Below are 14757 nucleotides of genomic sequence, written 5' to 3'. Positions count from 1 at the left end.
GAAACCCCCATGTCCTTCCAGACACCACAATTAATGAAAATGGAAGGCTTAAACGTTTAATGATGTATCATCCCGTTCATCCTGTTAATGCAGGTCCGAGGTCGTCTCTTTTTTGGTGGCTAGACCCCGTTTACGAAACCGACCTAATATATTCATGAGAACCGCCGATTGTTGCCAAGAGCACGTGTATAAAAATACTCGCTCAAGAATGTATGACCTAGCAATTTATACAAAGGATGAGATTGATGGATGCTATTTTAGAACGAGTTGCTGGCTTAGATGTTCACCAAGAGACAGTGGTGGCTTGTGTTCTTTTTGGCCCCTTAGACCGGAGAGCGAAAAAAGAAACAAAAACCTTCGGAACTACGGTGAACGAATTACTTGAGCTGCAAGATTGGCTAGCTAAACACAAGATCACAGACGTTGCAATGGAAAGTACCGGTGTGTTTTGGAAACCCGTTTGGAACATTCTTGAAGGTGAGTTTACTTTAATTTTGGCTAATGCCCAAAGAATAAAGAATGTCCCTGGACGAAAAACAGATATTTCGGATGCAGCCTGGATCGCAAAGCTGTTACGTGCTGGGCTAATCGAATCTAGCTTTGTGCCCCCTGTAGAATTTAGAGATCTAAGGGATTTGACACGCTATCGTCGTAAATTGATAGGTCATGCAACTTCAGAAAAAAATAGAATTCACAAGATATTGCAAGACGCCAACATAAAACTGAGCACATACGTATCGGATCTTTTTGGTGTTTCAGGCCGTTTATTACTAAACGCTCTCCTTAATGGAGAAGTACTAGAGATAGGCGAAGTGAAAGCATTGGTTAAAACTTCTCTGAAGAAGAAAGCCCCTCAAATTGTGGAGGCTTTAAACGGTCGCATGCGGACTCACCATCAAAAGATCATTCAAATGCATTATGATCACCTCGAATACATCGAAGAAAGAGTTAAGGAATTAGAAACCGAAATAAGTCAGTTAGTAACTACCCATAATGAAGAAATGGATTTATTGATCACCATTCCAGGTATTCAGAAAGATGCAGCGGCGAGCGTCTTAGCGGAAATAGGAATCGATATGTGTAAATTTCCAACCGAAAAACATTTAGCCTCATGGGGTGGATTCAGTCCTGGTAATAATGAAAGTGCTGGCAAAAAAAAAGGTTCCAAGTCCTCAAAAGGAAATAAAGGGCTTAAAACTGTATTGTGTCAAGTGGCTTGGGCCGCGGTGAAAAAAAAGGATAGTAGGCTGTCATCATTCTATTATCGTTTAGTAAAACGACGAGGCCCATACAAGGCAAACATGGCACTGGCACACTTATTACTGAGAATTATTTACCAAGTCCTGAAAGAAAGAACCCCGTATAAAGAACTTGGATGGGATTATCTTCCGACCAAGGAAAGGAAGAAAGAATACTTTATAAAAAAACTGAAGAATATGGGCTATGATGAAGAATATGGGCTATGANGTGCTTAAAACTGTATTGTGTCAAGTGGCTTGGGCCGCGGTGAAAAAAAAGGATAGTAGGCTGTCATCATTCTATTATCGTTTAGTAAAACGACGAGGCCCATACAAGGCAAACATGGCACTGGCACACTTATTACTGAGAATTATTTACCAAGTCCTGAAAGAAAGAACCCCGTATAAAGAACTTGGATGGGATTATCTTCCGACCAAGGAAAGGAAGAAAGAATACTTTATAAAAAAACTGAAGAATATGGGCTATGAAATAGATATTCAGGAAGACAAATCAACAGCTTAAATTTTCATGGACTAACGATTTTCAAAAAATAATTATTTTATTTTTGGGAGGGTGCTTTTTTTTGCCAAAAACAGCATTGAACCCATTTTCGTATAAAAAGAGCCAAAATAAAGAATATAAAAAAGCCATAAACCAAATGGATGGCTTACGGCATTCAGGCTATCTTTTAAAGGAAAGCCAGGTGATTTTCGGCTCTGTTTTGTTCATGATACGGCTGATGTTCGCTCTATGTCTGAAGACAACGAAGAAGGAGAGAGCTCCAATAACAATGATCAGCGGTATATCTCCTGTAAATAACGAATAGACGAATGCAAATACAGCGACAAGAATAGATGAAAGAGATACATATTTCGTTAAAAATAAACATAGGAAGAAAAATAATAGCAGCAATACGAATAATATCGGCACATAACCGAGAAGGACTCCGCCGGAGGTCGCTACTGCTTTTCCGCCGCGGAAGTTGGCGAAAACAGGGTACATATGACCGATGACTGCTGCCACACCCGCAATCAGCATATGCAGTTCTGAATCGAATAAAAGCGGAAGCAGAACGGCTGCTGTCCCTTTCAGGATATCCATGATCGTTACAACCATCCCGGCCTTAACTCCGAGGGTTCTGAAGCTGTTGGTGCCCCCTAGATTGCCGCTTCCGTGTTCCCTTATATCCTTTCCAAAAAATGCCTTTCCAATAATGAGTCCCGATGGAATAGAACCTAATAAATAGGCCAGTACAATAATAAGTGCAATGATCACTTTTACAACCCCTTTAACTTGAATTCCGTTAATGTTGTAAGGTTAACGGCTTTTTTATATGAGTAAAGATTATTTTACCATGAAAAGAGGCAGTTTGGGAGTAACGATAGTAAAAATTATGACCAGCTATAACTAGTTACTTATATAAATTTATTCATACTCAGCTTATTTATGTGTGTAGGTTCTTGTATGTGAACAGATGGCTGTTTTATACGAGGGTTATTCTCTCTGACTGAATATATTTTCTGGTGAATGATCGCGGAATTTCTCAGAATTCACATGCTAATTCGAGATTTTCTCCCCTTTTTAAACAAGCTATAAAGAGCAGCAAATCGAATGCCTGTACAGAAATCAGCAGTCCTCTAAAAGCGGCAATTCATACGAGAACAGCGCTTCGGAAAATTCTATAAAACCGAGTGAATGTTCCATCACCTTCCAATCCGAATATGCTAGAATGGATGGTAGATTGTCCAGAATGAGGTGTAACAGCAATGAAAATATTTCTTACAGGTCTGCAATGGATGGCCTTTATGGTTGCCGGTTCAATTGCGGCTCCCATTGCGATAGCAGATCTATTTAATCTGCCGGCTTCTGAAACGGCAGGATTCATCCAAAGAACGATGTTTGTTTTGGGTGCAGCAGGAGTGCTGCAGGCGTTAATCGGCCACAGGATGCCAATAAACGAAGGACCGTCGGGTTTATGGTGGGGAGTGTTTGCCATTTACGCTGGCTTTGTTGGTGCAATTTATGGAACCGGCGGAGAAGTGTTGCAGCTGCTTCAGGGCGGCATGCTTGTCAGCGGATTGTTTTTCTTTATTTTCGCAGTTACAGGCGGGCTCTCTAAGCTCACACAATTGTTCACGCCGACGACTACTTTTATATATCTGCTTCTGCTGATCTTTCAGTTGAGTGGTTCGTTCATAAAGGGAATGTTCGGGTTGTCAGGGGAACAGACAGCGATTGATCTAACTATTCTAGCAGGGAGTTTATTTACGTTTTTCCTTACTCTTTATTTATCAAATCATAAAGTATCCTGGATCAAGCGGTACTCCATCATTTTTTCGTTGATTATTGGATGGCTTGTCTTTATCTTGATAGGAAAAACAGGGAGAGTTCCAGAAACAACTGGAGAGGTAATATCGCTGCCGGGAATTTTTGTTTTTGGTCTGCCGGAATTCGATTTAGGAATCATCATTACTTCATTTTTCATTACATTATTGCTGATCACCAATATGATTGCTTCTATTCGTGTGATGGAAGAGGTCATGACTAGGAACAATATGAAGCTTCACAGAAGATACAACAGTGCAGGAACGGTATCAGGAATCAACCAGGTATTGGGCGGCCTTTTCTCTGCAGTGGGTTCTGTACCGATATCCGGTGCAGCCGGTTTTGTTTCCGCCACTGGGATTCTCTCGATCATCCCTTTCGTTCTAGGCGCATCTCTTGTAGTGGTGATAAGTCTTTTTCCGGATATCATGAATATCTTAGCCACACTGCCAGCGCCGGTTGGATATGCGGTTACATATGTGATTTTCATCAACATGGTAGGCTTGGCCCTTGGAGAGTACAAAAAAGAAGAAAACTCGGAGCGGTCCAATTTTGCTGCGGGAGTCGCCCTGATTGCCGGAGTGGGGTTGATGTTCGTCCCTCCTTCTGCTTTTGAGGGAGTTCCGGCAGTAGCCGCCTCGATTTTAAACAATGGACTGATCATCGGGACAATTGCAGCCATCGTGGTGGAGCAGGTTCTGATCAGGAAGGAAAAAAAGTAAAAGATTCTTAAATGGATTATGGGCACCAGCCGGTTTTTAAACAGGCTGGTGCTTTTTTATTGGCAGACTGTATTAGTAGATGTGCTGTTATTATATAGTGAAGTTAGAAAGAGCTGTAGGCAGCACCGAGTCAGGAAAAAGCAGAATCGGTGCAGTAAGTAAGAGAGGTCCCCAGACAGCATTTATTTCAAGAAAGCGAAATCGATGCATTCAGAGGTAGCCACAGACCGCAGACAGCACTGTATTCAAAAGGCTCTTTTCGTAAACGTTGTTGCTTTTTCATATTAACTTCGTAAGATAATGGCTTTAATTCTGGTAAGCCAATGAACTACTCCTCGTTTATAGAGAATAATCTTAGTACCCGGAGGGGGATACTGTCGAAAGCAAAAAATAATGCGGAAACAGTTTATTTGATAGCTTTTTTCTGATTAATTGCTAATTTAGAATGCGTTTACCATCATCCCTTTTTAAGTAGGAGGATTGAAGCGGAAGGCGGACGACCTCCTGCGGGACTAGCGGGACAGGTGAGACCCCACAGGCGCAGCCGAGGAGGCTCACCGCCCGCCCCGCGGAGTCGTCAGCCTGTAGCGGAAATCCATGTTCATTTAAAGCAGCCACAATCTTTGTGAAAACAGCCATTCAAAAAAGCATAATGGGTGCAGTCAAAGAGGCTTTGTAAACAGCTGAACCCGCTGGTTTTGGAAAGTTTACCATTTGAGAGCTGCAGACGGGTTCAGGCAAAAGCGTATTCATCAAGCATTATCTGTTTATAATTAAATTAATATATGTTTAACTTGTGTTGAGCAGGGAAATATTAATATGATTTTATATTCTAAGCAGGTGTTGTGATGATTGAATTCAAAAATGTCAGGAAGAAATTCGAAGATGGAACAGAGGCAATAAAGGGGATTGACCTGGTCATCCCAGAGGGCGAATTGACTGCTTTGATCGGACCGAGTGGATGCGGCAAAACGACCACAATGAAGATGATCAATAAGCTGATTGTGCCGACTGATGGAAAGATATACATAAACGGTGAAGAAATTGCTTCGAAAAACGAAGTGGAATTACGCAGGAATATTGGATACGTCATACAGCGGATCGGTCTGCTGCCGCATATGACAATTGAAGAAAACATAGCACTCATCCCTAAATTAAAAGGATGGAAGAAAGAGCAGTATGCACCGAGGGTAGATGAACTGATGGAGCTAGTCGGCCTGGAACCCCATGTGTACAAAAAGAGATATCCTCTGGAACTCAGCGGCGGCCAGCAGCAGCGTGTAGGCGTCATCAGGGCACTGGCAGCAGAACCTCCGATTATCTTAATGGACGAGCCTTTCAGTGCATTGGATCCAATCAGCCGCGAACAGCTGCAGGATGAATTAAAAAGCCTTCAGCAGAAAATACATAAAACGATTGTCTTTGTCACGCACGATATGGACGAAGCATTAAAGATTGCTGATAACATTGCCGTCATGAGGGATGGCGTCATAGAACAATACGGCTCCCCTGATGAACTGCTGACCAGTCCAGCAAATGAATTTGTTAAGGCGTTTATAGGAGAACACCGCATGAACAAAGGACAGTCCGTCCTAATTGTCAGGGATATCATGTCAAGGGACGTCAAAGGCATTCCGGGTCACGCTGTCGAATCCATCTCTGCCGGCTCATCCATCTCCAAGGCTGCCGGGAAGCTGCTTCAATTACAATTGGATATTCTCATAGTAGAGGAAAATGGAGAAGCCGTCGGTTTTGTAACAAAAGAGGATATCCTCCTGACAGTAGCCGGAAAGGAGGGATCGACTTATGCTGGGTAACGTCTTTTCCACCTTCTGGACAACAATAAGCAGCAGGTCAGATGTTATTATGGAAGGCTTGATTGAACACCTCATCCTTTCATTTGTTTCGATTTTCATTGCTATATTAATTTCCCTGCCGCTGGGCATATACATATCCCGGAAAAGGGGCTCAGCAGAGTTCTTTATAGGGATAACCGCAATCTTTCAAACCATCCCAAGCCTTGCCCTGTTTGGGTTCCTTGTTCCGCTTCTTGGGACTGGAAGCACCACTGCTATTATTGCATTGACTGTTTATGCGCTTCTGCCGATTTTAAGGAACACCTATACAGGGATCACAGGAGTGGACCAGGCCATAATAGAGGCTGGAAGAGGAATGGGTATGACCAAACGGCAGCTGCTCTATAAAGTCGAGCTGCCGCTGTCTCTGCCTATCATAATGGCCGGTATCCGTACGGCTACTGTCCTGACGGTCGGTGTGGCCACTTTAGCAACTTTTGTTGGTGCAGGAGGACTGGGGGATATCATTTACCGGGGGCTCTCGTCTTGGAATAACAGCCTGGTTCTGGCCGGGGCTCTTCCAGCAGCATTGCTTGCCTTGTTTTTTGATTACTTATTGAAAATTTTAGAAAAGGCTGCTACTCCTAAAGGGTTAAAAGCCAGAAAATGATAAAGGGGATAATTGACTATGAAAAAAAGATTAATTTTGGCGGCTCTTTCGCTGATGCTCGTGCTTTCAGCGTGCGGAAACGGTGATGGAAATGATACTGTAGTAGTTTCCGGGAAGATGTGGACTGAGCAGTACATTCTGACAGAAATGCTGGCGCAGGTCATTGAAGAAAAAACAGATTTGAATGTAGAACGTGAGGAGGCACTTGGGGAAGTGTCCATCTTGACTCCGGCTATTGAAAAAGGAGACATCGATATGTATGTCGAGTACACCGGAACAGGATTGAAAGCAGTCTTGAAAGAGGAAGCTGAAGAAGGTGCAGAAGCTGATGCCATCTTTGAACAAGTGAAATCAGGCTACGAAGAAGAGTTTGGTGTTACTTGGCTGGAACCTCTTGGGTTTGAAAATACTTACACTCTAGCCTACCGTAAGGATGAAGGTATAGATGCAGAGACCTATTCTGATTTGGAACCTTATTCCGAGGAAATGGTCTTTGGTGCTCCCCATCAGTTCTATGAACGCGCGGGTGACGGTTATGATGACTTAATCAAAGCTTATGACTTTAACTTTGCAAGTACAGAAAGCTATGATCCTAACATCATGTATGAAGCAGTTAAAAATGGGGATGTTGACTTGATTCCTGCCTTTACGACAGATGGGCGGATCCAGCGTTATGACTTGGAAACTACTAAAGACGATAAAGGCTTTTTCCCGCCTTTCTATGCAGCTCCTATTGTAAGACAGGAAGTACTGGATGAACATCCGGAACTAGAAGATGCAGTCAATGAACTTGCCGGCACCATTACAGAAGAAGAGATGAGCGAATTGAATGCGAGAGTGGATATTGATAAAGAAGAACCTGCGGATGTTGCAAGGGACTTCCTCACCTCTAAAGGCATTATAGAAGAATAAGAATTAAGGGATTTAAGCTGGCCAAAACGGGTAAAAAACCTGCAGGCCAGCTTTTTTAGCAGGACTTTTCCCATTTTTAGAGAAATATTGTTAATAAGGAGTTGAAGACAATGGAACATCTAACGAGAAATGAAATGAAACCGCTGCTCGATAAGTCTAAAGTAATAGCGGTCGTGGGATTAAGCGATAATCCTGACAGGACGTCTTATATGGTATCGAAGGCTATGCAGGACAGCGGGTATGAAATCATACCTGTCAATCCGGTGATCGACGAGGCTCTGGGAGTAAAAGCAGTTTCCTCTCTGAAGGAGATCGGAAGGCATGTAGATATCGTGAATGTTTTCCGGAGGTCGGAATTTCTTCCTGAGATTGCTAGGGAATTCGATGAGATTGATGCAGACATCTTTTGGGCACAGCTTGGTGTATACAATGAAGAAGCCTATGACTTTTTAAAAAGCAAAGGTTATACCGTAATTATGGACCGCTGTATCAAAGTAGAACATGCTTTAACTCGATAAGGATTCGAACAAGCGACGGGAAGTTACCCCCGCTTGTTTTTTTATGGAGAGACATTCCAAATGTGTTTTCTTAAAGGGAAGTGAATTTCAAAAAACAGCCGGTAATACTGAAAAAACTGCCTTGCTTTTAAGCCGGATTTTAAAAATAAATTTGCGAATTTGAAATAAAACGATACAATAAAGCATAGATGTTCGAGGTTACTGTGGTAGAATAGGGAGAGCGAACAAACGTTCTTTTGTGTAAAATATTCACCACTACTAGACAGAGATAAGTTTTGAAAGGGGAATGTTCGTGGCCAAAAGAAATAACCAGTCCATGGATTATAATGATGATGCGATACAGGTACTGGAAGGTCTTGAAGCAGTCAGAAAAAGACCAGGTATGTATATCGGATCTACTGATACCAGAGGTTTGCACCATTTAGTTTATGAAATTGTTGATAACTCTGTAGATGAAGCTTTGGCTGGCTACGGAGATGAAATCACTGTTACGATACATAAAGATAACAGCTTGAGCGTAGAAGACAGCGGCCGGGGAATGCCAACGGGTATGCATAAAATGGGCAAGCCGACGCCTGAAATCATTTTGACTGTGCTTCATGCCGGAGGTAAGTTCGGGCAGGGCGGCTATAAAACGAGCGGCGGGCTGCATGGTGTCGGTGCGTCTGTTGTTAATGCGCTTTCTGAGTGGCTGAAAGTGACCATAATGCGAGATGGGTTTATTTACGAACAAACGTTCGCTGGCGGTGGAAAGCCGCAGACTACCTTAGAGAAAATTGGAAAAACCAAAAAGACGGGAACGCGGATCAGTTTTAAACCTGACCCATCAATTTTCAGTGTGACCTCTTATAATTATGACACGTTATGTGAGCGTCTCCGTGAATCGGCCTTTCTTCTAAAAGGACTGAAGATTACTATCACAGATGAAAGGCATGACCAGCAGGATGTCTTTCACTTTGAAAGCGGCATACAGGCCTTTGTACAGTACTTAAACGAAGAAAAAGACAGTATCCATCCGGTGGTCTTCTTTGAAGGAGAACATAACAGCATCGAAGTAGAGTTTGCTTTTCAATTCAATGACGGATTTTCGGAAAACATTCTTTCCTTCGTCAATAATGTCCGGACGAAAGACGGCGGTACGCATGAAGCAGGAGCCAAGACCGCGATGACGCGTGTATTCAATGAATATGCCCGTAAAGCTGGCATTTTGCGCGAAAAAGATAAGAACCTTGAAGGAACGGATATAAGGGAAGGGTTGTCTGGAATTGTATCGGTCCGCATTCCTGAGGAACTCCTTCAATTTGAGGGGCAGACCAAAGGGAAACTGGGTACAAGTGAAGCCAGATCTGCAGTTGACGCCGTCGTTTCGGAACATCTCCTCTATTTCCTGGAAGAAAATCCGGATACCAGTTCACTTCTAATTAAGAAGTCAATCAAAGCGGCTCAGGCAAGGGAAGCTGCAAGAAGAGCCCGTGAAGATGCCCGGAATGGCAAAAAGAGAAAGCGGTCTGAAACCATCCTTTCTGGGAAGCTGACCCCTGCTCAGTCAAGAAATCCGCAGAAGAACGAATTATATCTGGTCGAGGGTGATTCTGCCGGCGGTTCTGCTAAGCAAGGAAGAGACAGGAAATTCCAGGCGATACTTCCTCTTAGGGGAAAAGTCATCAATACAGAAAAAGCTAAATTGCAGGATATCTTTAAAAATGAAGAGATTAACACCATCATTCATGCTATAGGAGCAGGAGTGGGCCCGGAATTGAATTTAAGCGACATCAATTACGATAAAATCGTAATCATGACGGATGCCGATACGGATGGAGCTCATATTCAGGTCCTTCTTTTAACATTCTTCTACCGCTACATGAAGCCTTTATTGGATGCAGGGAGAGTCTACATTGCCCTTCCGCCGCTTTTCAAAGTCAGCAAAGGCTCTGGAAAGAAAGAAGTGATCGAATATGCGTGGACCGATGATGAATTGGACGGGGCTGTCAAAAAGATCGGCAAAGGCTATATGATTCAGCGCTATAAAGGTCTCGGGGAAATGAACGCTGACCAGCTTTGGGAGACTACGATGGACCCCGATACACGGACCCTGATCCGGGTCAAGATCGATGATGCCGCACGAGCTGAACGACGTGTGACAACCCTGATGGGAGATAAAGTAGAACCACGCAGGAAATGGATTGAAAGTAATGTTGCCTTTGGCCTCGAGGAAGATGGCAGCATATTGGAAAATGAAAATGTATCTGTCGCTGAGGAGGGTGATGTATGACAACTCAAGAACGATACCAGGACCTGCCGCTTGAAGATGTGATAGGCGACCGGTTTGGCCGATACAGCAAATATATCATACAAGAACGCGCATTACCGGATGCCCGTGATGGCTTGAAGCCTGTACAGCGCCGGATTCTCTATGCCATGCATTTTGAAGGAAATACACATGAAAAAGGCTTCAGGAAATCAGCCAAGACGGTCGGAAACGTTATCGGTAATTATCATCCCCATGGTGATACGTCCGTTTACGATGCTATGGTCCGCATGAGCCAGGAATGGAAGCTCAGAAAATTGCTCGTCGAAATGCATGGAAACAACGGTAGTGTCGATGGTGACCCTCCTGCTGCTATGCGTTATACAGAAGCACGATTATCAGCCATCTCCACAGAGCTTCTTCGCGATATAGAAAAGAATACGGTGGATTTCGTACCGAATTTTGATGATACTTCTAAAGAACCAACCGTCCTGCCTGCGCGTTTTCCAAGTTTGCTGGTAAATGGATCGACGGGAATTTCCGCCGGATACGCAACAGACATTCCGCCTCATAACCTGTCAGAAGTCATTGATGCGGTCATTATGCGCATGGACAAGCCGGAATCATCCGTTGATGATTTGATGACCGTCATTAAAGGGCCTGACTTCCCAACTGGCGGTACTATACAAGGTGTTGAAGGAATTAAGAAGGCTTATGAAACAGGAAAAGGTAAGATTGTTGTTCGAGGAAAGACGGAAGTGGAAGCGGTCCGCGGAGGAAAGCAGCAGATTGTCATTACTGAAATTCCATATGAAGTCAATAAAGCCAACCTGGTCAAGAAAATGGACGAGTACCGTCTTGACAGAAAAGTTGAGGGTATTGCCGAAGTAAGGGATGAAACGGACCGCACCGGCCTTCGTATAGTCATCGAGCTGAAGAAAGATGCAGATGCAGACGGTGTGCTGATGTTCCTTTATAAAAATACTGACCTGCAGGTCGCCTACAACTTCAATATGGTGGCCATCCACAACCGCCGTCCTCAACTTATGGGACTGCGCCAGCTGCTGGACGCGTATATAGAACACCAAAAAGAAGTCGTAACAAACAGATCTAAATATGACTTGAAAAAAGCACAGGAAAGACAGCATATTGTAGAAGGCTTGATGAAAGCCTTATCGATACTTGATGAAGTAATCGCTGCCATCCGTGCCTCTAAAGATAAACGTGATGCCAAAAACAACTTGATTGCCAAGTTCGATTTTTCAGAAGCACAGGCTGAAGCTATTGTATCCTTGCAGTTATATCGACTGACAAACACGGATATTACGGCCCTTAAAAAGGAAGCTGAAGAGCTTGCCAACCTTATTAGTGAGCTAACAGCTATTCTGGAAAGTGAAAGCAAATTGTTAAGTGTGATCAAAAAAGAGATGAGAGCAATCAAGAAGCAGTTTGCCGACGAAAGACGCTCTGTCATAGAAGCGGAGATCGAAGAAATCAAGGTGAACCTCGAAGTCATGATTGCGAATGAAGATGTAATGGTGACCGTAACGAAAGACGGTTACATCAAGAGAACGAGCCTCCGGTCATTCGCAGCGTCCAACGGGCAGGACCTCGCTATGAAAGAAACGGACAGGGTCCTTATACAACAGGAGATGAATACAACCGATGTCCTCTTACTGTTCACGGACAAAGGCAGTTATCTGTATTGCCCGGTTCATGAACTGCCGGATATCCGCTGGAAGGATCTAGGGCAGCATGTGGCAAACTTTATTTCTATTGATAAGGATGAAAACCTCATCAGTGCCATGCCGATTAAAGAATTCGATGAGAATCGATATCTCTTATTCATTACAAAGAATGGCATGGCTAAGAAATCACTGTTAAGCCAGTATAAGGCTCAGCGGTATTCCAGGGCACTGGTAGCTCTCAACCTGAAAAAGGATGACGAATTGATAGACGTTCATTTGACGGATGGAAGCCAAGATCTGTTCCTTGCTACTCACTTTGGGTTCGGCCTATGGTTCAGCGAGGAAGAAGTCAGTATAGTAGGACCGAGAGCAGCGGGAGTCAAAGGAGTTAATCTGAAAGACGGAGACTTTGTGGTTGGTGGAAAAACCATCACAACGCCTGCCTCTCAGTCGATTTTGATAGCCACACAGCGAGGTGCTGTGAAAAAGATGAAGCTTGCCGAGTTTGAAAAAACCTCTAGAGCGAAACGCGGTGTCGTGATGCTGCGCGAATTGAAAGCCAACCCGCATCGTTTGGCAGGAATGGAAGTTGTGGAAGAAATTGATGCAGTTTCTCTTGAAACAAGCAAAGGACATGTGGAAACAATCCAAGCAGCCACTTTCAGAAACAATGACCGTTATTCCAACGGCTCATTTGTAGTAGATCAGGGAGAAAGCGGATCTGTAGTCAAGATATGGCGTGAACCGCGGCCAACTTTATAAATGAATAATGGAAGCAGACACAGATAGAGTGTCTGCTTCTTATTTTTTTCGGTTTTGCAATCAAGATACTAGGGTATTACCAAGGTATGTTTTTGCGTCAAAGTAACTCGCAGGAGGAATCACGATGGAGACAGATAAAAATTTTATGGACTACTTTAATACTATAACAGGTGCGCTGAATACGTTTATTTGGACGTATATCCTCATTGCCGCACTGATAGCACTTGGCATTTACTTTTCAATCAGGTTAAAGTGGGTCCAATTCCGCTATATCGGTGAAATGTTCAGGCTTCTTACAGATAAAGCGACGATTTCAGCAGACGGAAAAAGAGGTATCTCCTCCTTCCAGGCCTTTACCGTGTCAACTGCTTCCCGTGTAGGGACCGGAAATCTTGCGGGAGTGGCTACTGCAATAGCCGGCGGAGGACCAGGAGCCGTATTCTGGATGTGGCTCATTGCCTTATTAGGCGGTGCAACATCATTTGTAGAAAGTACACTTGCTCAGATTTATAAGGTTAAGGATAAAGATGGATTCCGCGGCGGCCCAGCTTACTATATGGAGAAAGGCCTGAATGCCAGATGGATGGGCATTATCTTTGCCATAGTCATCACTTTCAGTTTCGGACTGGTGTTCAATTCGGTGCAATCGAATACGATTTCAATAGCGGTAAATGAGTCCTATGGTCTGAACCGGCTGACAATCGGATTGATTCTCGCAGGTTTAACAGCAGTTGTCATTTTTGGTGGAATTAAGCGTATCGCCCATGTAACTCAGATACTGGTCCCGGTATTGGCGATATTGTATATACTGCTGGCTTTATATATTTTAATCAGGAACATAACTGTCCTCCCGGATATGTTTGTTCTTATCTTTGAAAGTGCATTTGGCCTGAGAGAAGTCGTCAGCGGAGGGGTAGGGGCTGCGCTGATGATGGGAATCAAGAGGGGCTTGTTCTCTAATGAAGCGGGTATGGGTAGTGCACCGAATGCTGCTGCAACTGCAGCGGTCACCCATCCGGCAAAGCAGGGGTTGATTCAGACACTAGGCGTGTTTACAGATACATTGATCATTTGTACATCTACAGCTTTTATCATTATCTTATCCAATCAGTATACAGGCGGACTTGACGGAATCAGTCTGACACAGGCAGCATTGACTCATCACGTTGGAGAATGGGCAGGAGCTTTCGTTGCCACGGCGATTTTCTTGTTTGCATTCAGTTCGATTATCGGAAACTACTATTACGGGGAAACCAATATTGACTTCATAAAATACAGCCCTGTCTCTCTATTTCTCTATCGTCTTGCTGTACTTGGTATGGTTGTATTTGGTGCGACGGTGGAACTTGAGGTCGTATGGGGGCTGGCGGATCTATCCATGGGGGTAATGGCCATCATTAACTTGATAGCTATTACACTCCTTGCGAAAATAGCCGCAGCAGCCTTGAAGGATTATCGCCTTCAAAAGAAAGAAGGAAAAGATCCAGTATTTTATTCTGACTCGATTCCCGGCCTTGAAAATATCGAATGCTGGGATACAATGCCAGAAGAAGAAATGAAAAAAAGACAAGGATAATATCAACGGATGACCCGCAGGTGGTCATCCGTTTTTGTTATGGTTTTGAAAACCCCTGGGGTTTGGAGAGATCTTTTATCTTGATGTTTCCCGACCGCTTTCCCCACTATATGGAGATATGACCTGTGAAGAACCCGATCTTCCCTTAAAGAGAAACCAGGTAAATTGAAAATAAGCGGAAAATTTCCGGTTAAGCTGTGGAAAAGAACTCGATTCAGGGTATATAAGCGGAATTTATCCACTTAAGCAAATTGATTTTTTTTCACATCTTTTAAGAGAAATAAGGGTGATTTTTCCGCCT

The 14757-nt window shown here is 43.6% G+C and carries 11 protein-coding genes; 10 read left to right on the top strand and 1 reads right to left on the bottom strand.

Features of this window, described 5'->3' with window-relative positions:
- The first annotated feature begins 245 nt into the window (after positions 1-245).
- Together FZC79_RS12320 and FZC79_RS12315 are read left to right on the top strand one after the other, a co-directional pair.
- Positions 246-1466, top strand: a complete 1221-nt coding sequence (locus tag FZC79_RS12320; RefSeq protein ID WP_148947090.1) for an IS110 family transposase — start codon at positions 246-248, stop codon at positions 1464-1466.
- Between the two features lie 40 nt (positions 1467-1506).
- On the top strand, positions 1507-1761 hold the full coding sequence (locus FZC79_RS12315) for a hypothetical protein (protein ID WP_148947089.1): 255 nt from the start codon (positions 1507-1509) through the stop codon (positions 1759-1761).
- 159 nt (positions 1762-1920) lie between these two features.
- On the opposite strand, the gene plsY is transcribed toward FZC79_RS12315, so the two are convergent.
- On the bottom strand, positions 1921-2514 hold the full coding sequence (gene plsY / locus FZC79_RS12310; protein ID WP_148947088.1) for a glycerol-3-phosphate 1-O-acyltransferase PlsY: 594 nt from the start codon (positions 2512-2514) through the stop codon (positions 1921-1923).
- 491 nt (positions 2515-3005) lie between these two features.
- Here plsY and FZC79_RS12305 point away from each other — a divergent pair, with 491 nt between their 5' ends.
- The 8 genes from FZC79_RS12305 to FZC79_RS12275 all read left to right on the top strand — a co-directional run bounded on the left by FZC79_RS12305 (position 3006) and on the right by FZC79_RS12275 (position 14456).
- Positions 3006-4286, top strand: coding sequence for a purine/pyrimidine permease (locus FZC79_RS12305; RefSeq protein ID WP_148947087.1), 1281 nt, complete (start codon positions 3006-3008; stop codon positions 4284-4286).
- 848 nt (positions 4287-5134) lie between these two features.
- The gene (locus FZC79_RS12300) at positions 5135-6103 is read left to right on the top strand and encodes an ABC transporter ATP-binding protein (RefSeq protein ID WP_148947086.1); all 969 of its coding nucleotides are present in this window, start codon (positions 5135-5137) and stop codon (positions 6101-6103) included.
- The gene (locus FZC79_RS23165; RefSeq protein ID WP_215727435.1) at positions 6093-6752 is read left to right on the top strand and encodes an ABC transporter permease; all 660 of its coding nucleotides are present in this window, start codon (positions 6093-6095) and stop codon (positions 6750-6752) included. The genes FZC79_RS12300 and FZC79_RS23165 overlap by 11 nt, the downstream gene beginning before the upstream one ends.
- An 18-nt stretch (positions 6753-6770) precedes the next feature.
- Entirely contained in the window at positions 6771-7664 is an 894-nt protein-coding gene (locus FZC79_RS23160) for a glycine betaine ABC transporter substrate-binding protein (protein ID WP_187442759.1), read from the top strand.
- 110 nt (positions 7665-7774) lie between these two features.
- On the top strand, positions 7775-8182 hold the full coding sequence (locus FZC79_RS12290; protein WP_148947085.1) for a CoA-binding protein: 408 nt from the start codon (positions 7775-7777) through the stop codon (positions 8180-8182).
- A 292-nt stretch (positions 8183-8474) separates the two neighbouring features.
- A complete protein-coding gene (gene parE, locus FZC79_RS12285) occupies positions 8475-10454 on the top strand; it encodes a DNA topoisomerase IV subunit B (RefSeq protein WP_286365368.1) in 1980 nt (659 codons plus the stop codon).
- Positions 10451-12880: a DNA topoisomerase IV subunit A gene (parC, locus tag FZC79_RS12280; protein ID WP_148947083.1), complete on the top strand. Its 2430-nt coding sequence runs from the start codon at positions 10451-10453 to the stop codon at positions 12878-12880. The genes parE and parC overlap by 4 nt, the downstream gene beginning before the upstream one ends.
- Before the next feature lie 145 nt (positions 12881-13025).
- On the top strand, positions 13026-14456 hold the full coding sequence (locus tag FZC79_RS12275; RefSeq protein ID WP_148947097.1) for an alanine/glycine:cation symporter family protein: 1431 nt from the start codon (positions 13026-13028) through the stop codon (positions 14454-14456).
- Positions 14457-14757 lie beyond the last annotated feature (301 nt).

The sequence above is a fragment of the Rossellomorea vietnamensis genome, from assembly GCF_008180615.1.
Lineage (GTDB): Bacteria > Bacillota > Bacilli > Bacillales > Bacillaceae_B > Rossellomorea > Rossellomorea vietnamensis_D.
The sequence above is the reverse complement of the archived record's forward strand: the minus strand, read 5'-3'. Positions and strand labels throughout refer to the sequence as shown.